Genomic DNA, 26,622 nt, shown 5'->3' with positions numbered 1-26,622 from the left:
ATTAATTGTTGTCGCACAAAGGCTGTCAAAATATGGTTCGCTATACACTTCCTCAAAGCCCCGAAACTATTTTAACCGTTAAAGGGAAAGATTCAGCCAAAGCCCGCGAAGAAGCTATGGATCAGCTTATGCAGCTTATCGACTCTGACAAGCTACCTACGGAGCTCCAAGAAGGATTTGGCCCAAAACAGTTTGTGGAAGTTAAAGATATGGAAGATGCGACATCTGAAACCGAGGATGCGATTACCGAAGCAATACAGATTTTGAGCAATTTGGCAAGTCTCAAATTGAAAGTCATGGAATCCCGCGAAGAAGCCCTAAAAATCCGGGCGGCGATCGATATTTTGTTTACAGATGAGGCTGTCAGTGCTGAGGAAATCACCAATCTCAAAGACGGTTTCAAGGTGCTCAAAAACTTCGCCCAAGCTAATGTCCGCTATCGAGAAGCTAGGAGTAAAGCAGAGTCAGCCCGTGCAATTTTAGACGAAGCTTTGCAATCTCCTGAAGCTGAAAACAAAGCCTCAAAATCTGTCAAATAAGGATTTTAGTGAATCTTCTGGTGCGTCGCCACTATTCAATCTGCAAATTCCCTCGAAAATCTCATAAGTAGAAGATCGATGTGAAGAAGTCACCCCCCCCCAAGGGGGGAATATCGATGTGAAGAATAGCAACCCACTAAGCTTTTGAGCGATTTGGATATTGCATTTAATTAGGTGGACTTACTTAGTCCTGGACGCAAAAAATCCGGTTTTTTCCAAAGACTGTCTCACATTAAAAAAGGCACATTTACTACTTCTCCGACAATTTCTCCTACCTGGACTTTCAATCCTGCACCACCAGCTTTGGTGCGGATATAAGCAAGACCAAAAAAGCCAGATTGTGTTTCCGTAACACTGGTAATTTTGCCTACTTTTTCCTCTTCAATAGTGACTACGGTTCCCGGTTCAACAGCACCGCTGAGTTGGATGCCCCAAAGTTGTTGTTTGACTCCTTTGTAGGTGTTCAATCTAGCAATTGTTTCTTGACCGATGTAGCAGCCTTTGTCATAGGTAATGGTGTGTAACAGTCTTGCTTCTAGGGGATTGTAGTCATCTGTAAGCTCAAAATCTGCGGCGGGGCGGCCTTGTTCGATTCGCAGTTGTTCCCAGACTCGATCGCCCATGGGTACGGCCCCTGCTTGCACTAATTCATGCCACAATTTAGCTGCATCCGTTGCTGCGGCAATTAAGGTGTATCCGGGAGATGCTAACCCACTACCCATAGCAACTCGAACTTCTATCCCAGCTAATTTTATCAATTTGTGACTGGCATTAGGTAAATTTTCGAGTTCGCTAACTCCCAGTTTTTCTAGTAATTTGGCGCTTTCAGGACCTATAAGACTGAAAGCGACTGTGGTATCAGTTAAATCTGCTAATTTTACGCGATCCATGGGGAAAATATAGCGATCGAGTAATTCTAGCAACTGTCGGCGACGGTTGGGAGAAACTAAGATTAACAAAGCATCTTCGGTAGCATAAGCTGTGGCGAGGTCAATCGTCCGGGCGGTGGAAGTCACAAACACAGTGTCGCAGCCTTGACCGGGTTGGAGTTTATTGATATTATTGGTACTTTGATTGTGCAAAAACCGTAGGCGATCGCTATCAGAAATTTGTATGCGTCCCCAGTGAGTGCGATCGCACAGCGCTACACTTTCTTTGGTGGCGGTGATGGCGGCGGCATCATTAGCAAAACTAACTGGCACTATTTCTGTGGTTGTTAATTCGCCAAAGATAGCACCGACGGATGTTTGGATATCGTGCAATTCTTGAATCAGCATAAGATGTGGTTTACGGTTGACGGTTACTAAAACTAATGACTAACAACTACGGACTAATTAGCTAAATTAGCGAAGATTTCCTGTATTAATTGGCTGGCCTTAGCATCAAGACGATTCCAATCTACATCGCCAGTATCCTCCTCAATCAAAAAAGTGTCAATTTCAACTTCCTGACTTTGGATCTCGGAGTGGGCTGGTTGGTAGTCAACAAAACAGACTCGATAACAAAGTTCCCAAATATCGATCGACCTTTGCTCGCCTTGACGCTCTAAAATCAGTTTATAGCCAGGAAAAGGAGTTTGTACTTCTTGATAAGTCCCTGTCCAAACAGAATCTTCTAGTTGTTTGCGGATATTGTCGAGGACTCGAATCAAGGCGGGCTGCATTAGCAGTTCAGCTTGCTGCCATGCGATCGGGGTAGTTATTTTCGGCTTCATAATATATCAGGATTCTAAAAAAGAAAATCAATAATTTAATTTTCTAACATCGAGTGCCAACTTTGCTGAAAATCGGTAAAATGAGCACATCCCCGATTTATCAGAAAAGTAGGGATGGCATCAACAAGACGTGCCATAATCAGCCATGTTATTAGGTATGCGATCGCCTGGATCTATGGATGCGTTAATCGGCAAAAGCTTACAGGGTGGAAAATACACCCTCGAACAAGAATTGGGAAGAGGCGGCTTTGGGATTACCTTCAGAGCAACTCACCGCTATTTAGGACAATTTGTAGTCATCAAAACCCTGAACGAATCTCTGCGACAGCAACCCAATTTTGCCGAGTTCGATCGCAAATTTCAAGACGAAGCCAGACGTTTGGCTTCCTGCGTTCATCCCAATATAGTCCGCGTCAGCGATTTCTTTGTGGAAGACGGACAGCCTTACATGGTGATGGACTACGTTCCAGGGCAGAACTTGGGCGAGGTAGTATTGCCAAATCGGCCGCTTCCAGAAGCAGTCGCCATTTCCTACATCACTCAAATCGGCGCAGCTTTAAAAGTAGTTCATCAAAAGGGTTTACTGCACCGAGATATCAAGCCACAAAACATTCTGCTGCGCCAAAATACCCAGGAAGTTGTGTTAATAGATTTTGGTATTGCCCGCGAGTATACCAGCGGTGCAACTCAATCTCACACTAATATGGTTTCCGACGGCTACGCGCCACCAGAACAGTATTTTGCCCAAGGAAAATACACGCCGGCCACAGATGTTTACGGTCTGGCGGCGACGCTTTATACTTTGCTAACTGGACAAGTGCCGATCGCAGCAATTCTGCGTACCAGTCAGCCCATGGCCACACCGCGGGATTTGCAGCCTCAAGTCAGTCCCACAGTCAGTCAAGCGGTGATGCGAGGGATGACTGTAGAAGCTCAAAATCGCCCTGGTACCGTCGATGAGTGGCTGTCGCTGCTGTCGAACTCGCCAGCATCGATGACTGGGCCGACCCTGGCAGTGATGCCGGGACACGGGCCTCAGATGCCTGCGGGAGCGAGAACAACGCCTGCTGTCGTGCCTTCTGGGGAACGTAACAGTAAAATTTGGTTGATTTTGGGGTTGATGGCGATCGCCGTTATTTTCGCAGGATTTGTGGGTATAGCCAGGATTTTGCTGAACCGGCCCTCAGCAGCACCCGCACCAGTAGCCAAGGACGATCGCACTTCTGCACCCGCCACTCCAGAAGCGCGCGATAATAACCGACAGACTCCAATCCCCGAACCGGCCTTAACTCCCGCACCCACCAGACAAACTCCAACTCCCGAACCTGAAAACATTGCAACTCCCAAACAAACACCCACACCGGCGGTAGAAACTCCCACGCCAGCCCCAACACCAACTCCTGCCGCCGAGTCCCCCGCACCCATAAATAAACCTGTTGAAGAACAAAGGCCGATCGATCGAACCTCGCCAGCACCCTCACCCTCACCCCGTCCAGAACAACCAGCCACAACTTATCAAAAAGTTCCTACCATACCTGGTTTTCCGGTGGGTACACCGGAAACGGAGGTAGTAGCTGCCTTGGGAACGCCAACAGACACTCAAGCCAAGGGCTATTGGCCCAATACTCGCACCGCACTTTACGAAATATTGCCCAATCGGATTACTCTCGGCTACATTTACGATCGCGATTCGGGCCAGTTAGTACAAACAGAGGGTTCTTTTGCTCCGTCTGTGGATGATTTGGTAGTCCGAACCGCATTAAACGGGATGTTGGGCGGGGCCGATCGAGATATCATGCAAGGGTTCCGAGATGTGCAGCAGCGCCGGACTAATCGGTTTACTTTTAAGAAGGGTTCCCTCGAAGGTACGATCGAACGCAACAATCGCGATCGAATTTACATCGGCGTCTGGGACGAAAACTTGCATTAAGAAGGAAGAAGTCACCCACCCCAGGCCAGGGCGGTTTCATGCCATGGTAGGGGCCGTGCCCCAGGGCTGTTTCATTCTCTTGTAGGGGCAGCCCCCCGTGGCTGCCCCAATCTCTGAAATGACGGAAAATGGTTGGTGGGGGGGGTAGGCACGCACCATCCACTACCCCTACAAACCCCTCGTTTTTTGGAGAATGAAACAGCCCTGGCCGTGCCCCCGTGCCGGTCCTGAGAGTGCTCAGCTTGATACCACAGTCTAAAACTTAAAATCGAGTTGACGTCATACACAATCATGTCTATCATGAAAGAATGCACGAGGGGCTGTAATGGTTTCGACAGGGTGGCGAAAGCTGCTCCGTGATGCAGGTCGAGAGTGAGTCTCCTCTCGTAAATATCGGCTCAAACAAAATAGTAAATGCGAACAACATCGTTCCTTTCGCTCGCAAAGCCGTAGCTGTAGCCTAAAAACTTCTTGAGCTTGGTTTAGAGTGTATGCCACCTAACTCCGTTAACGGTAGCATAACAACCCCCAACGGATGCCCTAGCTAAACGTTTCTAGTCGGCTAGCTGGGAAAGCAATCACTAGAAAATCCTCCCATTTAGGATAAAGATGGTTCCCGCCCCAAGGATTAGAGGGGATAAACCTGTGAACGATCGGAAGGTAAATACCCGCTTTGGACGGCAGTTCGATTCTGCCCAGTTCCATAAAAAAGGTAGCGTAAAATCAATGGTTTCAACCATTTGAAAGTTACTTTAAAGCATCAAAAGGGCTGAGAATTAATTCTCAGCCCTTTTGTTTGGGCTATATGTCGCTCTAGGCACGGGTGGCCAGAAACCGAGTTTTTGGGAGAAAACTTCGTTACAGCACGCAGAAACGCATAAAAACCCGGTTTCTTTGGTCTTTGTGCGTCCAGGACTGTAGTCCTTGACGCACGGGTAGTCAGAAACCGGGTTTTGCCAAAATACTTCATTAAAACTTGCAGAAACCCATAAAAACCCGGTTTCTTTGGTCTTTCCATAAGTTACCAACCCATTAGCTAAGCTAGGGGATCAAATAACTAGAATTTCACCCCGTCCGTCCGTTCTTGTAGCCTGTCGGGCGATATACTGATATGCGGTAAAGCATTAAAAATCTTTACAAACACCTACTCTCCAAGCGTACTCCTACTAAGGGTAGGTGCAAAAATATATGCGATCGCTCATTCATCTGGAAACATGAACCCAGGAATTGACTTACAAGGAAGTTTTGTAGAAGCCCTCATGAATTTGGGCTTACCTGCGGACATCGCCCAAGTGCTTTGGCTACCACTGCCAATGGTACTGATGGTTGTCGGTGCCGTCTTCGGGGTACTCACTAGCGTCTGGCTAGAACGGAAAATTTCTGCGGCCGCTCAACAGCGGATTGGCCCGGAATTTATCGGCCCTTTGGGAGTCCTAGCACCCGTTGCTGACGGTCTAAAATTGGTATTCAAAGAAGACATCGTACCCGCAAAAGCTGACCCGCTGCTGTTCACGCTCGGCCCGGTAATTGTGGTGATCCCAGTTTTTCTCTCCTACTTAATCGTGCCCTTCGGAGAGCATATGCTGATCGCCGATATGGGGACAGCAATATTTCTGTGGATTGCCCTCTCTAGCATTCAGCCGATCGGCTTGCTGATGTCCGGCTATGCTTCTAACAACAAATACGCCCTCCTCGGAGGACTCAGAGCCGCTGCTCAATCCCTTAGCTACGAAATACCCCTAGCTTTGGCAGTATTGGCAGTGGTGATGATGTCCAATAGCCTGAGTACGATCGACATCGTACATCAACAAGCAGGCTACGGCATCGTCGGCTGGAATATCTGGCGCCAACCTGCGGGATTCCTGATTTTCTGGGTAGCAGCACTAGCAGAATGCGAACGTTTACCCTTTGACCTTCCAGAAGCAGAAGAAGAATTGGTAGCAGGATATCAGACTGAGTATACAGGCATGAAATTTGCTTTATACTACATCGCTTCCTACGTTAACCTCGTCCTTTCTTGCCTGCTAGTAGCCGTTTTGTACCTCGGTGGCTGGGAGTGTCCGATTCCCGTCGGAGTGCTGACCAATGCCCTAGGATTGAGCGAAAATACTCCTTGGTTGCAGGTAATTACCGGCTTGCTGGGCATTACAATGACCCTGATCAAAGCCTACTTTTTCCTGTTTCTGGCAGTTCTGCTCCGCTGGACTCTGCCACGAGTTCGGATTGACCAATTGCTCAATTTAGGATGGAAGTTTTTGCTTCCCGTTGCTCTAGTTAATTTACTATTGACCGCAGCGTTGAAACTTGCCTTTCCCTTTGCTTTTGGCGGTTAATTCGTAATAGGTAAACAGCTAATAGCTAAGGTCAATTAGCTGTTAACTATCCTTACCTATTATCAATTAGCAATTACCAAAAACTCAAGTACAGAGAGAGAACACGATGCTAAAATTCCTCAATCAAGTAGGCGAATACGCCAAAGAAACTTTTCAAGCTGCTAAGTATATCGGTCAAGGGTTATCGGTTACTTTTGACCACATGAGGCGGCGGCCAGTTACGGTGCAGTATCCTTACGAAAAACTGATTCCCTCCGAACGTTTTAGGGGCAGAATTCACTTTGAATTTGACAAGTGCATCGCCTGCGAAGTCTGCGTTCGGGTATGTCCGATCAACTTACCTGTAGTGGATTGGGAATTTAACAAAGAAACTAAGAAGAAACAACTCAAGCACTACAGTATCGATTTTGGGGTGTGTATCTTCTGCGGCAATTGTGTGGAATATTGTCCGACTAATTGTTTGTCGATGACAGAAGAGTACGAGTTAGCAGCCTACGAACGTCATGAGTTGAATTATGACAACGTGGCCTTGGGACGTCTACCCTACAAGGTTTCAGACGATCCGATGGTGACACCGTTGCGGGAATTCGCTTATTTGCCCAAAGGTGCGATGGACCCCCATGAAGTTTCCAGCAGCGATCGGCGTGCAGGTCTTCGTCCAGAGGAAATTATCGAAAAATAGGTAATTAGTCATTAGTCAGCAGTCATCAGTCATTAGTAGCAACGTGCGTCAGATCCCGAAATTCTCGATAATCGTTATAGAACTTCGTCTGACGCACCCTACAAGTCGATGGTCGTGTGACAGTTGTGTCCAGGACTATAATTATTAATGACTGCTAACTAATGAATAAAAACGAACGATCGAAAACTAATGATTGAGGATTAAAGATTGTGAATTTAGCTGAAGGGGTTCAAATTGTTTCATTTGGCATACTGTCCGTAATGATGATTGGAGGAGCATTAGGAGTAGTGCTATTCTCCAACATCGTTTACTCAGCTTTTTTGCTGTGTGGGGTGTTTACCAGTATTGCTGGTTTGTACCTATTGCTAAATGCCGACTTTGTAGCAGCAGCCCAGGTATTGATTTACGTTGGTGCTGTTAACGTCTTGATTTTGTTTGCGATTATGTTGGTGAACAAGCGAGAAGATTTTCGCAACATTCCTAATGCTTGGGTGCGTCAAGTAGCAACAGCAGTAGTTTGCGTAGGTTTGTTTGCTCTCTTGAGCACAATGGTGCTGTCTACTCCTTGGGCAATTGTCGCCACGACGGGCGCACCAGCCGAAAGTTCGATCGTGACGATCGCCAAACACTTCTTTACAGACTATTTGCTACCTTTCGAGTTAGCATCAGTGTTTTTGTTAATGGCAATGGTAGGAGCAATTGTGTTAGCCCGCCGCGATTTCTTCGTCGATGAATTGCCCTCCAACAAACTATCTGAAACACCAGCTTTTAGTTTGCCAGAAAGACCTCGTGAATTAGTAGCAGCCGGAGATACTTCTTTACCCGAATCTAACAAGTAGTAACTCGTTAACTCGTTCCCAGGCTCTGCCTGGTAACGCAGATCCAGAGGCTCTGCCTCAAATTTTCATGAAACTAAGAAGGAAGGTTGAAGAAGCGAGGCAGAGCAAGAAAGAAATCGGTTCCCAGGCAGAGCCTAGGAACCAGTTAGAAGCGAGGCAGAGCAAGCAAGAAATCGGTTCCCAGGCAGAGCCTAGGAACCAGTTAATTTCCTTCTTCCTTCTTCCTTCTTCCTTCTTCCTTATTCCTTCTTCCTTCTTCCTTCTTCCTTCTTCCTTCTTCCTTCCTCTTTAAATTTATGCAACTGCAACTCCAGTATTTCCTGTTATTAGCCGCCGCACTTTTCTGCATTGGTATTTACGGTTTGATCACTAGCCGAAATGCAGTGCGGGTGTTGATGTCGATCGAGCTAATGCTAAATGCCGTCAATCTGAATTTGATGGGTTTCTCTAATTATCTCGACCCAGTGCACATTAAAGGTCAAGTATTTACCGTATTTGTAGTCACGGTAGCTGCTGCTGAAGCTGCGGTAGGTTTAGCAATTGTGTTGGCGATTTATCGCAACCGTAATACCGTAGACATGGAAGCATTTAATTTGCTGAAGTGGTAATTAGTCAGTAGTCATCAGTCATTAGTCATTAGTTATTGGTTGAATCATAACTGACTACTGCCAATAGCCAACAGCCAACTAACTAATGACTAATAACGAATGACTAATGACTAAGGACTAATGACTTCTAGTAATTTCGAGAGTAATTCTGCCACCAAAATCCGGGATAGGGGCTGCTGGTTTTGAGAGTTGTAACTTGACTTTATCCACTAAAGGTAGTTGTAAAAGCGCTTGGACGATGGTATCTGCTAAACGTTCGATCAACAAAAACTTAGATTCTTTGACTAGATTTTGAATCAGAGTAATGGCACTGCGGTAATCGAGAGTATGTTCAATATCATCACTTTTGCCAGCTTGCGATAAATCCAGCCAGAGAGTAACATCCACTTCAAACCACTGCCCCAAAACCTGCTCTTCCGGCAGATAGCCAGTATATCCGTAACAGCGAATGCCTGTAAGTTGAATAGAATCCATTTTGCAATAAACTAAAAGTGGTTTGCCTATACAAATTTGTATTAAAGCAGATAAAGTTATCTTTCTCTTCCCTCTCTTTCCTGTGCTACTCTTCCTCTTCCCTCTGCGCCCTCTGCGCCCTCTGTGGTTAAATAAATCTTATTCTATCTTAAATATCAAAAAGTTCCTCCTTTCTCCAACTTGTCCAGAAAATCCTCAGCAACTTCACACCATTTCTGCCTGATTTCTGCATCTTCTGGCTTATCTGTCAAGCTACGACCTTTTAATTCGGGATATTTATTGTAAAATAACTCATCAACTTTTTGATAGAATATATCTTTATCAATGTTGAGATTTTTACGTCGCTGACCAATTTTTTCTTGACGAAGTATTTCGGCTCTGTCTAAGGATGTATCCGGTGGTTGGCGGCGGGAAGAAAATTTCGGTAAATCAGGCAGCTTAGGAAAGGTGAAACCAGACTTAACTACACTAAATGCTAGCATTCCTGGTAATAAAACAACACTTAAACTCGCTAATATTTTCCAAGGAATTAATTGGAAAATTTTGATATTAACAACTTGAGGATTGGGGCCAACAGGAGTATGATTGCTGGTAGGGGTTTGAGTGCTGTTTTTGAAAGGGCGGCCGACAAAGTTCATTGTCACCATTTGGGAGATGATGCTGCTAATTTGAGATAATTTTGGATCTTTGAGTGCTGCGCGGACTTCTTTTGCAGACTGATAGCGATCGCCCGCATTGTCTGCTAACATCCGATCCAATACAGTACCGAGATTTTGACTGACACTGACGTGCGATCGCCAATCCCAAGTTTTGTGATTAACATCGTACAATTTCTGAGGCTTTTTCCCTGTCAGCAAGACTAAAGCGGTGACAGCCAAAGCATACAAATCGCTAGCCGGAGACACTTTACCCTGTCGCATCTGTTCCATAGGCGCATAACCCTGTTTGCCGATCGCCGTATCCGATTGTCCTTGAAACTGAAATACAGCAGTGGCTGCGATTTGTTTGACAGAACCGAAATCAATTAAAAATGGTAATTTGTCAACATCATGTTGAATAATATTGTCCGGGGAAATATCGCGGTGAATTAAATTTTTCGAGTGGATGTATTCTAGAATTGGCAAAATCTGAAATAGCAGTTGAGTAACTTCAGCTTCGTTAAAATTTTTACCTTGTTGCTGACGCGATATCAGTATTGCTTCGTAGGTTTGACCAGGGATATAATCTTGGACTAAAAATAAACATTGACTCCCACCGATATCGGTTCGCAGAAGTTCTCGAAAGCGGGGAATTTGGGGGTGTTGGAGGTTGTAAAGGATACTCGATTCGCGATCGAACAATTCGGCAGCTTTGGGGCTGTGAATCACCGGAGAAAACTCTTTGAGTACGCAAGGTTCGTGGTAGCGGTTGATATCTTCGGCGAGGTAAGTGCGCCCGAAGCCACCGCGGCCTAATTCGCGGATAATTCGGTAGCGTTTTTCGAGAGTTGAACCTGGGTTGAGGAGGGAGGAGTTAGACATAGACAACTGAAATTTGTTCGAGTTGGGGAGCTCAGCATAGCTTAATTCTAGCCAAATTTGTGGACAAGGGAGAGAAGCAAGGGCGATCGCTTTTTTTGATTAAGGAAAAGAAACACTTTGCTAAAGATTGATAGCAGTAGCCAAAGCGCCTTAACAGCTTTGGCAGTTGCTATAGGTAATTCCGAGTCGTGAGTTTTGCCAAGGAACACAAGCATCTCAGACCCTCACCAAACCATTAAAATGCCTAATGTTGGTTAATCAATTCTAAGGTAACGTCAGAATTTCCACCCCAGAATCAGTCACCGCCAAAGTGTGTTCAAATTGAGCCGAAAGCTTTCCATCTTGAGTCACAGCAGTCCAACCATCTGCGAGAATTTCCACTTCCCAAGTACCCTCATTAATCATAGGTTCAATGGTAAAAACCATCCCTTGTCTCAACTTTTTTCCAGTCCCCCGTTTCCCATAGTGCAGAATTTCCGGTTCCGTATGAAACACTCGATGGACACCGTGCCCGGCAAAATTTCGGACTACCGAAAAGCCCTGTGCTTCTGCATACTCTTGAATTGCTGCGCCGATGTCGCCAGTACGAGCACCGGGTTTGACTTCCGCAATTCCTCTTCTCAAACATTCCTCAGTTACTTCCACTAACCTTTTTGCAACGGGTGAAGGTTTCCCAACAAAAAAAGTTTTGGAAGTATCGCCATGATAACCATCAACTAAAGGCGTTACATCAATATTAATAATGTCACCTTCTCTCAAAATTTGTTTGGCATTTGGGATGCCATGACATACTACTTGATTTACACTAGCGCAGAGAGACTTAGGAAATCCTTTATAACCTAACGGAGCACTTTTTGCGCCATGTGCCAAAGTCCAACGTTCGGCTTCGTCATTAATTGCTAAAGTGCTGACACCGGGTTTGATCATGGGTTCAAGGTGTAGTAAAAGTTGGGCAGCTAAGCGACCTGCTTGGCGCATTTTTTCTATTTCTCTACTAGATAACAACACTAAACGTTCGGTAGCCATAGTTATTTTTTTGTGTTTTTTGTGGTTGAGTAAGAGTTAATTTAACTCAAAGGGGACTTTTCCGAAAGCTTCAATCCAGGGTGTTTTCATCAACAAAGGTGGCCATGGACACCCTCGGATTTGTTTTTGTACTTCGGTTGTGGTCAGAAACCATAAATATTCTACCGGAGCATTGGGGTAATCTGCACAAATTTTTCGCCAATCATCCTCATTCTGTATTTCCATAATTGGGAAAGGTGCTACTACTTCTATTTTATGGTGGCGATCGTGCAATTATTTAGTAATATTAGAGAATAGAGAAATAAATAATTTATCTGGAAAGAAATTATTAACTATCCTTCCCAGAACGAGGACGGATGAAACTTAACTGATTAATTGCCCAGCGGGCTGTTTCCTGAACTTCGGGGTCGGGATCGTCAGTAGCATAATGCAATAAGTAAGTAATTTGATTCACCAATTCATAGATGCGTGTCAAATCACGAATTGCATTTTTACGCACTTCGGGGTTTTGATTTTGCAATGAAATTGACCAAGCATTATTCATTGGCTTGAGGGTGCGAACGCCTATTTCTGAGAGAGTTGCCAAGACTAAACTGTACTGGTTAGAGTCAGAATTTGCGAGCAGATCTACCAGTGGCTTAATAGCTCTGGAATCTCCATGTTGCCCCAGTTCCCAGATTGCCTTACGCCGCCTCTCTGGATTGAGGTGCTGCAAATCTTCAATCAATAATTCAATAATATCAACTTGACTTCTTTCATCATTTTCGGGCAGGAAAATATCTTTGGTAAGAGGGGCTAAGGAATCGGCAAGATGGCTCTTTGGGGAAAGATTCAAATCTGTGTCACTGTATAAGCCGTTGCTGCTAGTCTCTACATATAAGGCATCGGAATTAATTCGATCGCCTTCACTTCCTGTTTTTTCCGCTTCTCTACTGTCTGGATTGTCGCCTTTAGAGAAATCAGAACCATCGGGCAATACTGGTGTGGTTTTGATTCCCAAATAAATGCCTGCTGGTCTAGTTTCGTTGAGCTTTGTGGGAGAGTCGGCAGTTTTGAATTGAGTATTTTTTGGTTTGTGGCGCTCGAATCTACCCCGTTTTCGCTTAGCATGATTTGAATCGTCACTACCCACTAATTTGAGCATGATAAATACTGCTGCTGCCGTGATGACAATGGCTGCCACACCCAAGATTAACAACCCTCGCTGGTGAGACAAAATGACGATTAAATTTGAGATTGATTTGGGGAGTTTGGAATTAGATTTTTGGGTTTTAGAGGGTTGAGATTTACTTCTATTGGTTTCTGGAGATGGTTTTGGAGTCTTGGAGTCGGGGCTAGTGTCCGAGGAGGAGTTCGCCTCAGCAATTTCTGGAGAAGCATCGCGGTAGGAAACATTGACGGCGTGTTGACGTCCGTCCCCATCGGGACTGAAGGCTGCCCCCAGACAGGCGATACAGGTAAATAAAAGTAAAGTGAATCGGTAGTACGCCATAAGACTCAACCGGGTTTTTTAGAGGCAATGCCGCATGACAGGCTTTAGCTGGAACCTTGAGCTAGCTCGATCCTAGCTGCTATGGGCTCAACTAATTCAAAAATAGCCCCAGATTATGAAAAAATAATGGTTTGAGATTGCCTCAAGGAAGGCAAAAGGCTTTCGGCAGCAGACAGAAGAAAAGAAAAATTGGGAATGCAAGACTTTTGCTGTTTTTTCGATCGCACTTTAAAAGTCTGTCTTTAGTTGACACAATTGCCTCCTTGCCGGTTTAGTCATTGAATTAATTATCGTAAACAGATACTGAGACTCTTGTGAGTAAAGCAGCACAATCTCGAAAATTTATTGCGACTGAGCCACTAGGAAAAACCGGAGAAACGGCAGAAAAAAAGGTTTGGGATGCCGTTTGTGAGGCTTTTGCCGATCGCGATTGCATTGCCTACTGGCGATATCCTATTTTTTCTTCCTGTGGAAATTTTCGCAAAGAGCCTGATATTCTAATTGCTGATTTTGAACTGGGTTTAACTATCATTGAGGTCAAAGCGATCGCGATCGACCAAATTGTCGCCATATCTGGTCATAGATGGGATTTCCAACATTTTTATACTACTGGGGGCAACCCCTATCAGCAAGCAGAGCATCAACTATACGCCCTGCTTGGCTACTGCGATCGCGAAACAGCTTTGCGAGGCAAAGTCAGCGGGCGGGCGATCGTTGCCTTACCATCAATTTCTCAGCAACAGTGGCATAATAAAGAGTTTAACAAGCTTCCGAGCAATCCGCCGATCCTTTTTCACGACCACCTCCACAGAAATTCAGGACAAACAATAATTAGTGGAATCGAAAAACCAGGAACCGCCCAAAATTTTGTCATTTCCTCACCGGGAAATCCTCAATTATCTATTCCGCATCTAATAGAATTCATTAAAAATACGGCTTGTGTTTTTAAAGGAAGCCAATTAAACCGGGAACAGTGGCAGTTACTGCTAGCTGTAATTGGCGGAACTCCTATTTTTAAACCACGACCCAGACGATTTTTTTTCAATCAGCAGCAACCAGCACTACCAACAAATTTGATTTCTTCCCCTCTGGCAAATTATACAACCCGTGCAGCAGTTTTAGCTACTTTACAGCAGCAGTTTTCCCAACTAGATTTACAACAAGAACGCATCGGCAAACAGATTCCTCCTGGGCCGCAGCGAATTCGCGGAATTGCTGGTTCTGGCAAAACAGTTGTGCTCTGCCAAAAAGCAGCTCTGATGCACTTAAAATACCCTGATTGGGATATTGCCTTGGTCTTTTTTTCTCGCAGTTTGTACGAGCAGATTGTCGCCCAGTTAGATAAGTGGCTCCGCCGTTTTAGCAATGGTGAAATTGGCTACGATGCTAATAATAATCAAAAATTGCGTCCCCTCCATGCTTGGGGTGGACAAGACAAACCCGGACTTTACAGTACAATTTGTCGCGCTGCGGGAGTGGGACGTTTGACTGTTGGTGACACAGATTTTCAGGAACCAAGTCAAGCTTTAGCCTATGTCTGTCGCCACTTGCTAAAGTCTGCTAATATACCCCAAATTTTTGATGCTATTCTCATTGACGAATCTCAAGACTTAATGGTTGCCACAAATTTTAATATACAAGGAAAACAGCCATTTTTTTGGATGGCTTATCAAGCTTTGCGTCTTGTGAATACCCCCCCAACTCCCCCCGATCGAGAAGGCGGTGCTAATCAGCTACAAACATTGGATAATTTCTCCCCCCCTTTACAAGGGGGGGTTGGGGGGGGTCAAGATTTGCGCCGTTTAATTTGGGCTTATGATGAAGCACAAAGTTTGGAATGTCTAGAGATTCCCACCGCTAGCAAATTATTTGGTGAAGAGTTAGGGCATTTGGTAAATGGCGAGTACAGCGACGGTATCAAAAAGACTGAGATTATGCAAAAATGTTACCGCGTTCCCGGCCCAATTTTAACTGCTGCTCATGGAATTGGTATGGGTTTGTTGCGACGGGGGGGAATGCTGACTGGTATTACTCGCGTGGAAGATTGGAAGGCGATCGGCTACGAGGTAGTTTTCGAGGGAGAATCGGCACAAAATCTATCAACAGTCAAAAATAATCAGTATCAATTCACTAAAAAAGTTACTATTTATCGCCCTGCTCATAACTCTCCGAATTTAGTGCCTAAATTGTGGTTAAATCCGGTTTTAGAGTTTGAAGCATACCGTTCTCGTCAAGAAGAATTAACTGCCATAGCTGAAGATATTTTATACAATCTCAAAGTGGACGGTTTGAGACCCTCTAGGGAAATTTTAGTGATTGTTTTAGGTACGGGCTTTGAAGCTATGGAACTTGAAACTTATACGGCTAATTTTTTAATGAACCAAGGAATTGATATTTACATTCCCAGTACCCCAAGTTGCAATCTATTGAAAGTAAATAAACCCAATTCTCAGCCCGATCGCTTTTGGTGCGAAGGCGGAGTCACGGTATCTCGAATTCACCGTGCTAAGGGAAATGAAGCAGATATGGTTTATCTGGTTGGTTTTGACTCCATTGCTAAAAATGAAAGTAATTTGATTTTGCGAAACCAATTATTTGTAGCCTTAACTAGGTCAAAAGGTTGGCTGAAATTGAGTGGAACTGGTGCATATCCTATGTATGATGAAATGTGGCGAGTCATGCAAAGTGGCGATAGTTTTACTTTTACTTGGAACCAGCACCATCAGAGAAATATTAGTGTTACAGATGCGGGAGATTTGGTGGGTAGATATGCAGCGGGAGGGAGAAATTTTCAGGGTGTAAATTTATCTGGTGCGGATTTAGTTGGTGTAAATTTGCAGCGAGCTAATTTGGTTGATGCTAAGTTGAGCGGTGCAGATTTAGCAAATGCTAATTTAGATGGTGCAAGGTTGATTATTGCTGATTTGAATGGTGCTAATTTGAGCGGTGTTAGTTTGAAAAAAGCCAAGTTAGTGGGGGCTTTTTTAAATAATGTTAAGTTAAATCAAGCTAATTTAAGCCGTGCGGATTTGAGCGAGGCTCAGTTGAAAAATGCAGATTTAAGATGTGCTATTCTCACTAAGGCTAATTTGAGTGGTGCAGATTTGCAAGGTGCTAATCTGGAGGGTGTTGACTTGACTGATGTTCGTTTGAGTGGGACAATCATGCCGGATGGAAGCGTTTGGGCGATCGATTAATATTTACATTCCTGGACGCAAAAAACCCGGTTTCTTTCAAAAATCGTCGCTTTATCCGAGAGATTTTGACGCAGAAACCGGGTTTTTGACCCCCCGTGCCTTCAGGACTGATTTATTTACTGATATAGCAGTCCTTGCAGGAGTCGTAAAGTTTTTTACCCCACCCCAACCCTCCCCTTATTAAGGTCCGGGAGTAAGAAATTCACAAATGATTTAGGATTGCTATATGGTGTAATTTTGGTATAAAATTAACCTAAATTTTTAGTGTGAGAGTAGAGGCATTTGTGAGCCAACAAGATATTGTAAATTTAGCAAAAGAAGGCGATGCTAAGGCGATCGCATTTTTGATCTCTCAAGCACTCCAAAACTTTGGAGTCACAGCTAAAGCCAGTCGCGAAAACAACACCTTGCATCTGTTGCTCGAAGGTGAAAAATTACCCGCCCAAGATGCTTGCATCCGAGTCGCAGTCAAAGGCTTGCAGAGACTGCAACCAAATCACCTTTACTCCCTGACAATTTACGGGCGACAAAATGGTGAGGAATTGCCAGCTTGGACTCAGAATCTCGAATTAACCAAACCATTGAATTCCGCACCAGCAGTTACAGGGGCTGCTCGAATTAGTGCGGTTTTACAAAAGGTAGAACCACATCAAAATGTCAAAATTGCTGCTCCTCAAATCACCGAGCAAACAGCACCAAAACCACCTGTACTTACAACAGAAAAACCAAAAAGTCCTCAAATCACCGAGCAAACAGTACCAAAACCATCTGTAGTTACCACTGAAAAACCCAAGAATCCACCGGAAGAACAAAAGCTTGTCAGCAGCAAAACTCAGCATCAAAAACCTTGGCTTTACATGGCTGGTTTGAGTCTAATTTTAGTGCCGATATCTGGGATTGTTCTAGCTACTCAACTTTACAAATCGCCAAGCACCGCTGCTACTGAGACTGAAATACCCCAGGCGGAGGTACCCCAAGTGCGATCGATAGACTTCCCCTCACCAACTCCCCAAGCCATCCCCACTCCAAAAACACCACCCGTAGCAGCCAAAAAAACCCTCACAGCACCCGCAACTGTCAGTATCAAAGCAGTGGGGGATATTATCCCAGGTACTAATTTTCCCTACAACAAATTACCTCAAAAAAACGAGATTTTATTTGAGTCGGTTAAACCGCATTTGAAAGGAGCTGATATTCTATTTGGCAATTTTGAAAGCACGATGACCGATCATCCTTACAGCTCGAAAGGAGGCGGCGGAGGTATGCTGTTTGCCTTTCGCACACCTCCGAGTTATGCAAAAATCTTGAAAGATGCTGGTTTTAATATTTTGAATATTGCCAACAATCATTCCTACGATTTTAACGAGCCGGGATTTAAGGATACGATTAAAAACATTGACAGCAATGGGATGAAAGCCGTTGGTAAAAGAGACCAAATTGTCTATAAAAATGTCAAAGGTGTGAATTTTGCTTTTATCGGTTTTAGCAACTACGGCGAAGTTCATAATTCGTTATTGGAACTAAAGGCTGGGGCGGAAGTTGTCAAAAAAGCTAAGCAAAAGGCTGATATTGTGGTGATATCTGTTCATGCCGGTGCGGAAGGGACGGGGGCTTTGAATGTGCGAAATAGAACTGAATTCTTTGCTGGTGAAAACCGGGGAAATATGGTTTTGTTTTCGCGAGCAATGATTGATGCGGGTGCGGATTTGATTTTGGGACACGGGCCCCATGTTCCTAGGGCGATGGAACTTTATAAGGGGAAATTGATTGCTTATTCCCTGGGCAATTTTATGGGCTATCGTACTTTGTCAACTGTGGGAGAATTGGGTAAATCTCTGATTTTGGATGTGAAGATGAATCCGCAGGGTGATTTTGTATCTGGTAAGATTATTCCGATCGCACTTAATGGCCAGGGTATTCCGTATTTGGATGATGATTTTAGGAGTGTGAAGTTGATTCGGCGTCTGACGAAAAGCGATTTTCCTAATGCTGGTTTGAGTATTGGCGATGAGGGACAAATTGTGAAGCAGAGTAAATAGTTGATACCAATTTTTTGTGAGGCTGCATAGAATGTGATCCCCCCTAACCCCCCGCGAGTTCGGGGGGGACAAGAGCGCTTTCAAAGTCCCCCTTTCCGCATCCCCCCTTGGGGGGGGTGGGGATGCGAGGGGGATCGGAATATTAGGTGTAAATATTACAGAAACCGGAGTTTTTGGTTCTAGTGGAAGGCTGAAATGCAGCATCTAGGTAAGAAATCCGGTTTCTGGGTGTAAAACTTAGTATCTTAAAAGAGTGAGTTAGTCGATCGCTCCGACAATCAGGCGATCGAGCCGACTTGCACAGTGAATCTAAAGAAACAAGGAAAGTTTTGTGCAAATGGTTCTGTAACAGCACAAAGTGAGTGAGGGCAGGTTTACGAGATTGTGGGTTTTAGGCAATTATTGTTAGTGAACCCGCCCCTACATATTTTTAACACACAGTAAAATTTCAGTTATACCCAATCCGCCTTAAATACCTCCTTTATTTCTTAGTCGGCGGAGGCAGACTTTTTGTCACAATTGAATGCTCTGGAAGTTATCAATAATCAGAGCAAAAGTCTGCGATGTCATGGCATAGTTGGGAACAATACTACTGAACCTAATGGCTTTGGGATTCCCAATGAATCTGCGCTAGTAAATATGCCCTACCAGTTTCAAATTTCTGCGAATGAATACGGTCGCATGGCTTTTTTAGTGAAAATGTTTTTTATATTGTCTGGCTAGACCCAGACCATAATCTTTACAGTTGAAATTATAGCCGAAGAAAGAAGTCACCTCCCCAAGGGCATGGCTGTCAGCAGGACTTACAGACTCCGACTAAAGAAACTGGGTTTTTTTATTGCATCTGTGGCTGTCAGGAAATATTCCCGCAAAAAATCTGGTTTCTGCGCTATCTAGTCTGGTTTAAGAAAATTTTGCATAAATAGCTAAAATAAAATTAACGCTTAAAAAACCTACTCCAAATGCAAGAATCACAAAGATTGTGATACTGAAAATAGACTGGAGCCGATCGCCAATTCCGGGTTTTTCTGAGTTCATCGGTCAATTATTACCATAAATTTGGGACGGGCAATCGATGTTGACTAGGACTTACGCGCAAAATCCTGTAGAATAGGGGCGCGAAGGAGGCCGATCGCCACAAACCGCTAAATACACTAGACATATCATAATATGCAAGCCATCTTTAACTGACTCGCTCAGGTGAAAATATTAAGAGTGGCAGGAAATAATCTAAGAAATATAGTTTTAAAAAGGATAACCATCGATGCTCCACCCAATCTCGCAACCTTACCAACAACGAGAAGATACTATGACCCAAAGAGTCCTGCGGCAGCCAAACCCCTCAGCCTCTAAGCAGTTGAGACAAACAGCCCCTCAAAGACACTGGCTGGAGTTGGCAGAATACGCCTCCCTCGCAGCCTCTGGTGTCGGTTCCCTAGCCGTGGCCCTGTCGGGTCAAGCTTTTTATGGTGTGGCACCCCTAACTTTAGCTTTGTCGCTGAATGTTGCCAACCGTTATCGATTTGAGCAGCAAGTGCGGCTCGATCAATACTCGGAAATTGCTACAGTGCAAAAGTCTGTAAACAAAGTCGAGAAAACTGCGGCGACGGTAATTCTCAAAGTCCGTAATCAGTTGTCCGCAGATATAGAATCACTCCGCCAGCAAATGTCTGCACTACCACGGCCCGAAAGTTTTGAGGATTCGATCAATATTGAGCAGCAGTTGCTGAGCTTGGGACAGTCGGTAGCTTCTTTACAGGAAATTGTCGCCTCCGCTGTCCTAGATGTCCGCCACCAGGTGAGAGAACAACTCCAAGATTTATCCGTGGGATCACCGACAAATCTCGAAGCAGTTGAACAGGCGATTGAGGATTTGCAAAGCCTGACTCAACTATTGGGAGAAACTTCCATTACCCAAGATGACTGGGAAGGAGTCAATACTCGATTTTTAGAAATCCAGAAAGTAATTGCCAATCTCCAAAGCCAAGTGCAGGCTCAAGCACAACAATCGGGAGATTTATCCCTCGTCAAGGCGCAAATCGACAATTTGGAACAGGAACATCAAGAAGTTGTTAAACCCCACCTCAAGCGGTTAATTTCTGTGGTGAAGCAGTTGCAGAATACTTAGTAAAAGTTAGTAGTGTCGTTTCCGGTTGGATCGGAATGATTTAACCGCAGAGGACGCAGAGAACGCAGAGGGAGATTGCAGTGAGATGAAGACAGGATTATGCTATCTGTGTTACACAATTAAAAGCTAACCTGTCTAGTTCCAAAGTTTTTAACCTCTCACCACAAAATTAAATGACTGAAACCGTCACGATTACGGAAAATCCGTTACTAATTGGCAAAGGATTGCCTCCTTTTGAAGCGATCGCGCCCGAACACATTGTCCCTGCGATCGCCCACCTGCTGCCGCAACTAGAAGCAGAACTGACTGCTTTAGAAGTCTCTGTCAAGCCGACTTGGAGTGGCCTAGTAGAACCTCTACAGGAACTCGGAGAGCGTTTAAATTGGACTTGGGGTATTGTCGGACATTTGATGGGGGTGAAAAATAGCCCGGAATTGCGATCGGCTCACGAAACTGTACAGCCACAAGTAGTAAAATTTTGGAGCAAGCTCAGTCAAAGTAAGCCTCTTTACGAAGCTTTTAAAGCACTGCGCGCCAGCGAAAGTTGGGATAGCCTGGAGTCTGCTCAACAGCGAATTGTAGAAGCTGCTATCCGAGATGCCGAACTCTCTGGTGTCGGTTTAGAAGGTGAAAAAAAAGAGCGTTTTAATGCCATTCAATTAGAATTAGCAGAAGCTACTACTCTATTTTCCAATCACGTTCTCGACGCTACCAAAGCCTTTAGTCTCACCCTCACCAACAAAGATGAAATTGATGGTTTACCTCCCAGTTTGTTGAGTTTGGCAGCCCAAGTTGCTCGCAGCGCCGGCGCAGAAAATGCTGATGCTGAAAATGGCCCTTGGCGCATTACTTTAGACTTTCCCAGTTACGGCCCTTTCATGCAGCACAGCACCCGCGCTGATTTGCGGGAAAAATTGTACAAAGCTTTTATTAGCCGCGCTTCTAGTGGGGAATTGAATAACTGGCCCTTGACCGATCGCATTTTAGCACTACGCCAGGAACAAGCTGCTTTGCTGGGTTTCAGTAGTTATGCAGAATTGAGTTTGGCGAGCAAAATGGCTCCCAACGTTGCAGCAGTAGAAGCTTTATTAGAAGAATTGCGCCTCTCTAGTTACAATGCTGCGGTTAAAGATTTAGAAGAATTGCAGGCTTTTGCGGAGGCAAAAGGCGGACTGGAATCTGGGAAATTGAAGCACTGGGATGTCACTTTTTGGTCGGAACGGCGACGGGAAGAAATGTTTGCTTTTAGTGCTGAAGAATTACGTCCTTATTTTGCTTTGCCACAGGTATTGGAGGGGTTATTTGGATTAGTCAAACGACTGTTCGGCGTGACAGTAATTGCTGCGGACGGTCAAGCTCCTGTGTGGAACAAAGATGTGCGTTATTTCCAAATAAATGATGAATCAGGAAATGCGATCGCCTATTTCTATTTAGATGCCTACAATCGCCCAGAAGAAAAGCGTGGCGGTGCTTGGATGAACGAGTGCGTGGTCCGGGCTTCCTTTGTGGAAGCGGGTGTTACTAAGACGCGCTTACCGGTGGCATATTTGGTTTGCAACCAAAGTCCGCCCGTGGATGGTAAACCGAGTTTAATGACTTTCTTGGAAGTAGAAACTTTGTTCCACGAATTCGGTCACGGTTTGCAGCATATGTTGACCAAGGTCGATTATGCGGGAGCATCTGGCATTAATAATGTTGAGTGGGATGCTGTGGAGTTGCCCAGTCAATTTATGGAAAATTGGTGTTACGATCGCGCTACGTTGTTCGGGATGGCAAAGCATTATGAAACTGGGGAAACTTTGCCGGAACATTATTACCAAAAGCTGTTAGCAGCGCGTCATTACATGAGTGGTAGTGCCATGCTCAGACAAGTACATTTTAGCAGTGTTGATATCGAATTGCACCACCGCTACCAGCCGGGAGGTAACGAAACTGTGATTGATGTCCGCAACCGGATTGCTAAAAATACTACTGTTTTACCTCCTCTGGAAGAGGACGCATTTTTGTGCGCTTTCGGACACATTTTTGCGGGTGGCTATGCGGCCGGTTATTACAGTTATAAATGGGCGGAAGTGCTTAGTGCTGATGCTTTTGCGGCCTTTGAGGAAGCGGGTTTGGAGGATGAAATGGCGATCGCCTCTACAGGCAAACGCTTCCGCGATACAGTATTAGGATTGGGTGGCAGTTTGCACCCGATGGAAGTATTTAAAAGTTTCCGGGGACGGGAACCGAGCACTAAAGCTTTGTTAAGACATAGCGGTTTAGTGGCGGCTTAATCCACTCAGGACATACCCATAGGGGACAAATAACCCGGTTTCTGTCAGAAACCGGGTTTTGTCGTATCAGTATTATTACGGTTATTATCCATGGAGTATTTGTGGAATTAAGTATGTAATTCTACTTAAAAATAGGGGTTGATAGTTTTTCATGTAAAGTGGATTTTGTTTGAATACAGATAATGCTTTTATTGGCAACTATAAATCGAAAACTTTACAAGATTTTTCAGATATCGGGCAAAATAGCTGCTATTTCTTAAAGTTTTCATAAACAGCCGGAACTACTACTGATGGGGATTTGGGTTGTTTCCGGTCAATCAGTTTGCGAGCGAATGACTCCGGGAGTCGAGAACTAAAAAAATATTTGAACTGAGTTTGAAAGTGGTAAAAAAACAATATTTTTATATATGATGATAAATCAGGAATAACAGTCGATCGTTCACCTATACATTTAGCTTTTCATGGATATTCAATTAATTAATATCGGTTTTGGTAATATTGTGTCTGCTAATCGAGTGATTGCGATTGTCAGCCCAGAGTCAGCGCCAATTAAACGAATTATTACCGATGCGCGGGAGCGAGGACAACTGGTGGATGCTACCTATGGACGTCGCACGAGGGCGGTTATTATTACGGATTCAAGCCATGTGATTCTCTCGGCGATTCAGCCGGAAACCGTGGCTAATCGCTTTGTGGTGAGCAAGGAGGGCCAAAGTCGGGATGATTGAGCTTGTGACGGTTGCAATTTGAGCGCCTACAGTCTAGACTGAGCGACAACTTAAATTGTTCAAAGTTTCTATTGTCAACATGAAATCAGGGAAATTAATTGTTCTGACAGGGCCTAGCGGTGTGGGGAAAGGCACCTTAGTTCGATCGCTCCTCATGCGCCATCCCGAACTTCATCTCTCTGTATCGGTGACAACTCGTGAGCCCCGTCAAGGAGAAATTGACGGACAACACTACTATTTTGTCAGTCGCAGTCGCTTTGAAGAAATGGTTGAGGCTGGAGAATTGGTTGAATGGGCTGAGTTTGCGGGTAATTTTTACGGTACTCCCTATTTTGCTCTCCAGCGGGGTATCGAAGCGGGTAAGTTGGTATTGCTAGAAATTGAGCTTGAAGGTGCTAGACAAATTAGAGATAAGTTTCCAGAGGCGCTGCGAATTTTTATTTTACCTCCTTCTTGGGAAGAATTGGAACGCCGTCTGCGGAGTCGGGGTTTAGATTCTGAAAGTGCGATTACCCGTCGGTTGTTACGGGCTAAAGCAGAAATTGAAGCTGCCGGAGAATTTGATTTTCAAGTTATTAATGATGATTTGGAAGTTGCTTTAAAAGGGCTGGAATCTGTTTTGACTGTTGAATGTTGACTGTTTCTTCCCTCGGACCTCGGACTGATGTCAAATCCGTTGACATCGGAATTATTATTTCTCTCTTCTCTTTCTCTGTGTCCTCTGTGTTCTCTGTGGTTTAATCATTCCGATACAACCGGAATTGATATGACCCGCTTCAGTCAGCTTTGCGGTGCGCGTGAGCCTAATCCAAGGGTCGAATGGCCCTCTTCCTTCTTCCTTCTTCCTTCTTCCCTCTTCTATAACCATTTTTCAGTGCGGGCTAAAACTTCGGTACTTTGTTTGATGGCGAGACAAATTTTTAAATTCAATTCCAGTATATTTGATTCCGGGAATAATCTCCTGATTGGTTCTATTTCGCGGGCGGAACAACCCAACATTTCCATATAAGCTAGGGTCCATCCAATGGCTGCAATGTCAGTGATATTTCCGGTACCTGCACAAAGGTGACAGCTAATTCCGGCTTGGGGGCCACACTCAGGACAAACCCAATTGCCGCTCGATAAATGTGGCGAATTTGTGCGAGTATCTGATGCTGTTTTTAAGGCTTTAATGTGATTTTGAACTACTTGGTCAAAACTTCGAGCTTGCTTGAGGTGGTGGATGGATTTGCTGCGCGGCACCGAATGTTCTGCTGGCTGTTTGGCCGCAATCATTGGTGCTGTTTGCTGTGCTATTCTAGGTCCAGATTCCCCTAGATTTGCAGTTAGTTGAATGCCGTAATCCTTTAAATCTTGCCGATGCTCGTTCTGTCTAGAGTCTGTGGATGGAAAGGAGGAATTGGGTTCGCCAGTGGTGAAAGATGGTGGAATGCGATCGGCTTCGGATTGTATCGAGAGGTGATGTTCGATCGCCAGAGACCAAGTTCTTCTGTGTCGAATGTTGCCATATTTTCTGGCTTCTTCCTCAGTAATACCGATCGCCTCCGCCTCTTGGCGCAACATATTCATGGAAGTCATAGAAACTGATATCATTAATATATTATTTCCAAACAAGTCGAATAAATCACCTTAGATATATTAGCCTAGATTTGCCTTTCGTTACGACGGTCGATGACTTCAACTATTTCCGACAAAGCTTTATCTGTTGCTCTACTAACATCTTACCTCCAAGACTTGTTAGAGGGCGATCGGCGCTTGCAATCCCTGTGGGTTACAGGGGAGGTAGCCAGCGTTTCCGAACACCCCAGCGGCACCTATTTCACCCTCTGCGATGCCGACAAAAGCGCTGCTATTCGCTGCGTAGTCTGGAAATCTCAGCGGCCAAAATTACTAGAGAAACCCAAAAAAGGAGCGCAATTACTGGTATTGGGAAGCCTCCGGGTTTACAAAACTCGCGGCGAGTACCAGTTGAATGTTTCCCAATCCCTACCCGCCGGGGAAGGCTTACAAGCCTTGCGATTGGAACAATTACGATCGCGCTTGGATGCTGAGGGTTTGTTCTCTCCCGCTAACAAACGCCCACTCCCGGCACACCCAAAAATTGTGGCAGTGGTAACATCCGATACCAGTGCAGCTTGGGGGGACATTCAGCGCACCCTAACTCAAAGATATCCGCGTTTGCAGGTGTTGTTATCGCCCACAGCGGTGCAGGGAGAATCAGCTCCTGCTGAGATTGTTAGGGCGATCGCCCGGGTAGAATTGGATGGTAGGGCTGATGTGATCGTTTTAGGGCGGGGTGGGGGTGCTGCGGAAGATTTGGCCTGTTTTAATGATGAGCGAGTGGTAAGGGCGATCGGCAATTGTGCGATTCCGATTATAACTGGCATCGGCCACGAAAGAGATGAATCTCTCGCTGATTTAGTGGCCGACAAGCGAGCTCACACTCCGACGGCTGCGGCTGAACAAGCAGTACCTAATTTAGCCGATATTTACTTCCAACATCGACAGCGAGTCGTCAATTTAGCACAGGTTGTCAGATCCAGATTCCAAAAAGAAGAAAAGCATTTACAACTACTGCAAAATCGATTAAAGCGTTTACCTGTAACATCCCGAACTTTGCAGCAAGCCAGTGGTAAATTGGAAGTGTTGCAACAAAAGTTATCCGCCTTAAATCCCGCAGCGGTTTTGGAAAGGGGTTACGCAGCGGCGATCCAAAGTGATGGTACGATCGTCCGTAGCACCGAGGGTTTAGTGTTGGGAGAGGAATTGACGCTGAAATTGAGTCGGGGCGTGGTGAAAGTTAAGATTGTAGAAATATTGGATGCGACAGAAAAGTTATGATTAATTCGCCCTTGCGCCAGTCAGACTGGAATTATGAAGAAACAGTCGATCGCATAGAAGCAATAATTGAGCGAGTGGAATCGGGAGAATTGCCTCTGGAACAGGTTTTCGAGGAATTTTCGGTAGCTGTCGAGTATTTGCAGGAGTGCGAAAATTTTTTGGCGCGGGGAAAGGAGAAAATGGATTTGTCGATCGAGATTTTAGAAGATGAAATAGATTTTTAGGAGTTCTTCATAATCTACCAAAATTCAATGCA

The 26,622-nt window shown here is 44.8% G+C and carries 21 protein-coding genes and 1 other RNA gene; 15 read left to right on the top strand and 7 right to left on the bottom strand.

Going from position 1 to position 26,622, the window contains the following annotated elements; all coding sequences use genetic code 11:
• Positions 1 to 32: 32 nt before the first annotated feature.
• Positions 33 to 539: a hypothetical protein gene (locus AAFP14_RS20915; protein WP_341734131.1), complete on the top strand. Its 507-nt coding sequence runs from the start codon at positions 33 to 35 to the stop codon at positions 537 to 539.
• 227 nt (positions 540 to 766) lie between these two features.
• Here the strand turns inward: AAFP14_RS20915 and ygfZ are convergent, their stop codons facing one another.
• Both ygfZ and AAFP14_RS20905 read right to left on the bottom strand, forming a co-directional pair.
• Entirely contained in the window at positions 767 to 1,813 is a 1,047-nt protein-coding gene (gene ygfZ, locus AAFP14_RS20910) for a CAF17-like 4Fe-4S cluster assembly/insertion protein YgfZ (protein ID WP_341734164.1), read from the bottom strand.
• Between the two features lie 56 nt (positions 1,814 to 1,869).
• A complete protein-coding gene (locus AAFP14_RS20905; RefSeq protein WP_340521445.1) occupies positions 1,870 to 2,253 on the bottom strand; it encodes a hypothetical protein in 384 nt (127 codons plus the stop codon).
• Between the two features lie 145 nt (positions 2,254 to 2,398).
• Between AAFP14_RS20905 and AAFP14_RS20900 the strand changes: the two genes are divergently transcribed.
• The 6 genes from AAFP14_RS20900 to nuoK all read left to right on the top strand — a co-directional run bounded on the left by AAFP14_RS20900 (position 2,399) and on the right by nuoK (position 8,645).
• The gene (locus tag AAFP14_RS20900; RefSeq protein WP_341734130.1) at positions 2,399 to 4,183 is read left to right on the top strand and encodes a serine/threonine protein kinase; all 1,785 of its coding nucleotides are present in this window, start codon (positions 2,399 to 2,401) and stop codon (positions 4,181 to 4,183) included.
• A gap of 316 nt (positions 4,184 to 4,499) precedes the next feature.
• Positions 4,500 to 4,890: a transfer-messenger RNA gene (gene ssrA, locus AAFP14_RS20895) on the top strand.
• A gap of 507 nt (positions 4,891 to 5,397) precedes the next feature.
• On the top strand, positions 5,398 to 6,516 hold the full coding sequence (gene nuoH, locus AAFP14_RS20890) for an NADH-quinone oxidoreductase subunit NuoH (RefSeq protein ID WP_341734129.1): 1,119 nt from the start codon (positions 5,398 to 5,400) through the stop codon (positions 6,514 to 6,516).
• 106 nt (positions 6,517 to 6,622) lie between these two features.
• The gene (gene ndhI, locus AAFP14_RS20885; protein WP_341734128.1) at positions 6,623 to 7,198 is read left to right on the top strand and encodes an NAD(P)H-quinone oxidoreductase subunit I; all 576 of its coding nucleotides are present in this window, start codon (positions 6,623 to 6,625) and stop codon (positions 7,196 to 7,198) included.
• A 209-nt stretch (positions 7,199 to 7,407) separates the two neighbouring features.
• A complete protein-coding gene (locus AAFP14_RS20880) occupies positions 7,408 to 8,037 on the top strand; it encodes an NADH-quinone oxidoreductase subunit J (protein WP_341734127.1) in 630 nt (209 codons plus the stop codon).
• Between the two features lie 302 nt (positions 8,038 to 8,339).
• Positions 8,340 to 8,645 (top strand): NADH-quinone oxidoreductase subunit NuoK, encoded by a 306-nt coding sequence (gene nuoK / locus AAFP14_RS20875; protein WP_341734163.1) that lies wholly within the window; start codon positions 8,340 to 8,342, stop codon positions 8,643 to 8,645.
• Between the two features lie 117 nt (positions 8,646 to 8,762).
• Here the strand turns inward: nuoK and folB are convergent, their stop codons facing one another.
• The 4 genes from folB to AAFP14_RS20855 form a co-directional block, all read right to left on the bottom strand.
• A complete protein-coding gene (folB, locus tag AAFP14_RS20870) occupies positions 8,763 to 9,119 on the bottom strand; it encodes a dihydroneopterin aldolase (protein ID WP_341734126.1) in 357 nt (118 codons plus the stop codon).
• Between the two features lie 155 nt (positions 9,120 to 9,274).
• Positions 9,275 to 10,639 carry a serine/threonine-protein kinase gene (locus tag AAFP14_RS20865; protein WP_341734125.1) on the bottom strand — a complete coding sequence of 455 codons (1,365 nt, stop codon included), beginning with the start codon at positions 10,637 to 10,639 and terminating at the stop codon, positions 9,275 to 9,277.
• Positions 10,640 to 10,903: 264 nt separating this feature from the next.
• Entirely contained in the window at positions 10,904 to 11,665 is a 762-nt protein-coding gene (gene map / locus AAFP14_RS20860) for a type I methionyl aminopeptidase (protein ID WP_341734124.1), read from the bottom strand.
• Positions 11,666 to 11,993: 328 nt separating this feature from the next.
• Complete coding sequence (locus AAFP14_RS20855; protein ID WP_341734123.1) at positions 11,994 to 13,157, bottom strand: HEAT repeat domain-containing protein; 1,164 nt, start codon at positions 13,155 to 13,157, stop codon at positions 11,994 to 11,996.
• 314 nt (positions 13,158 to 13,471) lie between these two features.
• On the opposite strand from AAFP14_RS20855, the gene AAFP14_RS20850 reads away from it, so the two are divergent.
• The 6 genes from AAFP14_RS20850 to gmk all read left to right on the top strand — a co-directional run bounded on the left by AAFP14_RS20850 (position 13,472) and on the right by gmk (position 24,162).
• Positions 13,472 to 16,354: a pentapeptide repeat-containing protein gene (locus tag AAFP14_RS20850; RefSeq protein WP_341734122.1), complete on the top strand. Its 2,883-nt coding sequence runs from the start codon at positions 13,472 to 13,474 to the stop codon at positions 16,352 to 16,354.
• Positions 16,355 to 16,638: 284 nt separating this feature from the next.
• Entirely contained in the window at positions 16,639 to 18,393 is a 1,755-nt protein-coding gene (locus tag AAFP14_RS20845) for a CapA family protein (protein WP_341734121.1), read from the top strand.
• A 1,309-nt stretch (positions 18,394 to 19,702) separates the two neighbouring features.
• The gene (locus tag AAFP14_RS20840; RefSeq protein ID WP_341734120.1) at positions 19,703 to 20,521 is read left to right on the top strand and encodes an MlaD/PqiB family protein; all 819 of its coding nucleotides are present in this window, start codon (positions 19,703 to 19,705) and stop codon (positions 20,519 to 20,521) included.
• A 173-nt stretch (positions 20,522 to 20,694) separates the two neighbouring features.
• A complete protein-coding gene (locus AAFP14_RS20835; protein WP_341734119.1) occupies positions 20,695 to 22,797 on the top strand; it encodes a M3 family metallopeptidase in 2,103 nt (700 codons plus the stop codon).
• 461 nt (positions 22,798 to 23,258) lie between these two features.
• Positions 23,259 to 23,525, top strand: a complete 267-nt coding sequence (gene remA, locus AAFP14_RS20830; RefSeq protein ID WP_340518650.1) for an extracellular matrix/biofilm regulator RemA — start codon at positions 23,259 to 23,261, stop codon at positions 23,523 to 23,525.
• Between the two features lie 79 nt (positions 23,526 to 23,604).
• The gene (gene gmk / locus AAFP14_RS20825; protein ID WP_341734118.1) at positions 23,605 to 24,162 is read left to right on the top strand and encodes a guanylate kinase; all 558 of its coding nucleotides are present in this window, start codon (positions 23,605 to 23,607) and stop codon (positions 24,160 to 24,162) included.
• Positions 24,163 to 24,383: 221 nt separating this feature from the next.
• Here the strand turns inward: gmk and AAFP14_RS20820 are convergent, their stop codons facing one another.
• Positions 24,384 to 25,118, bottom strand: coding sequence for a hypothetical protein (locus AAFP14_RS20820; RefSeq protein WP_341734117.1), 735 nt, complete (start codon positions 25,116 to 25,118; stop codon positions 24,384 to 24,386).
• Positions 25,119 to 25,196: 78 nt separating this feature from the next.
• Between AAFP14_RS20820 and xseA the strand changes: the two genes are divergently transcribed.
• Both xseA and xseB read left to right on the top strand, forming a co-directional pair.
• Complete coding sequence (xseA, locus tag AAFP14_RS20815; protein WP_341734116.1) at positions 25,197 to 26,366, top strand: exodeoxyribonuclease VII large subunit; 1,170 nt, start codon at positions 25,197 to 25,199, stop codon at positions 26,364 to 26,366.
• Positions 26,363 to 26,590, top strand: coding sequence for an exodeoxyribonuclease VII small subunit (gene xseB, locus AAFP14_RS20810; protein WP_341734115.1), 228 nt, complete (start codon positions 26,363 to 26,365; stop codon positions 26,588 to 26,590). The genes xseA and xseB overlap by 4 nt, the downstream gene beginning before the upstream one ends.
• Positions 26,591 to 26,622: the final 32 nt, after the last annotated feature.

Source organism: Microcoleus sp. EPA2 (genome assembly GCA_020882975.1).
Classification (GTDB): domain Bacteria; phylum Cyanobacteriota; class Cyanobacteriia; order Cyanobacteriales; family Microcoleaceae; genus Microcoleus.
Note: the sequence above shows the minus strand (reverse complement) of the source record. Positions and strands in the feature narration are given on the sequence as shown.

Excerpts from the sequence above, each read along its gene's own strand:
- AAFP14_RS20915 (WP_341734131.1), top strand. The coding sequence starts at position 33 with ATGGTTCGCTATACACTTCCTCAAAGCCCCGAAACTATTTTAACCGTT.
- AAFP14_RS20905 (WP_340521445.1), bottom strand. The coding sequence starts at position 2,253 with ATGAAGCCGAAAATAACTACCCCGATCGCATGGCAGCAAGCTGAACTG.
- AAFP14_RS20900 (WP_341734130.1), top strand. The coding sequence starts at position 2,399 with ATGTTATTAGGTATGCGATCGCCTGGATCTATGGATGCGTTAATCGGC.
- nuoH (WP_341734129.1), top strand. The coding sequence starts at position 5,398 with ATGAACCCAGGAATTGACTTACAAGGAAGTTTTGTAGAAGCCCTCATG.
- ndhI (WP_341734128.1), top strand. The coding sequence starts at position 6,623 with ATGCTAAAATTCCTCAATCAAGTAGGCGAATACGCCAAAGAAACTTTT.
- folB (WP_341734126.1), bottom strand. The coding sequence starts at position 9,119 with ATGGATTCTATTCAACTTACAGGCATTCGCTGTTACGGATATACTGGC.
- AAFP14_RS20865 (WP_341734125.1), bottom strand. The coding sequence starts at position 10,639 with ATGTCTAACTCCTCCCTCCTCAACCCAGGTTCAACTCTCGAAAAACGC.
- map (WP_341734124.1), bottom strand. The coding sequence starts at position 11,665 with ATGGCTACCGAACGTTTAGTGTTGTTATCTAGTAGAGAAATAGAAAAA.
- AAFP14_RS20855 (WP_341734123.1), bottom strand. The coding sequence starts at position 13,157 with ATGGCGTACTACCGATTCACTTTACTTTTATTTACCTGTATCGCCTGT.
- AAFP14_RS20840 (WP_341734120.1), top strand. The coding sequence starts at position 19,703 with ATGACCCAAAGAGTCCTGCGGCAGCCAAACCCCTCAGCCTCTAAGCAG.
- AAFP14_RS20835 (WP_341734119.1), top strand. The coding sequence starts at position 20,695 with ATGACTGAAACCGTCACGATTACGGAAAATCCGTTACTAATTGGCAAA.
- remA (WP_340518650.1), top strand. The coding sequence starts at position 23,259 with ATGGATATTCAATTAATTAATATCGGTTTTGGTAATATTGTGTCTGCT.
- gmk (WP_341734118.1), top strand. The coding sequence starts at position 23,605 with ATGAAATCAGGGAAATTAATTGTTCTGACAGGGCCTAGCGGTGTGGGG.
- AAFP14_RS20820 (WP_341734117.1), bottom strand. The coding sequence starts at position 25,118 with ATGATATCAGTTTCTATGACTTCCATGAATATGTTGCGCCAAGAGGCG.
- xseA (WP_341734116.1), top strand. The coding sequence starts at position 25,197 with ATGACTTCAACTATTTCCGACAAAGCTTTATCTGTTGCTCTACTAACA.
- xseB (WP_341734115.1), top strand. The coding sequence starts at position 26,363 with ATGATTAATTCGCCCTTGCGCCAGTCAGACTGGAATTATGAAGAAACA.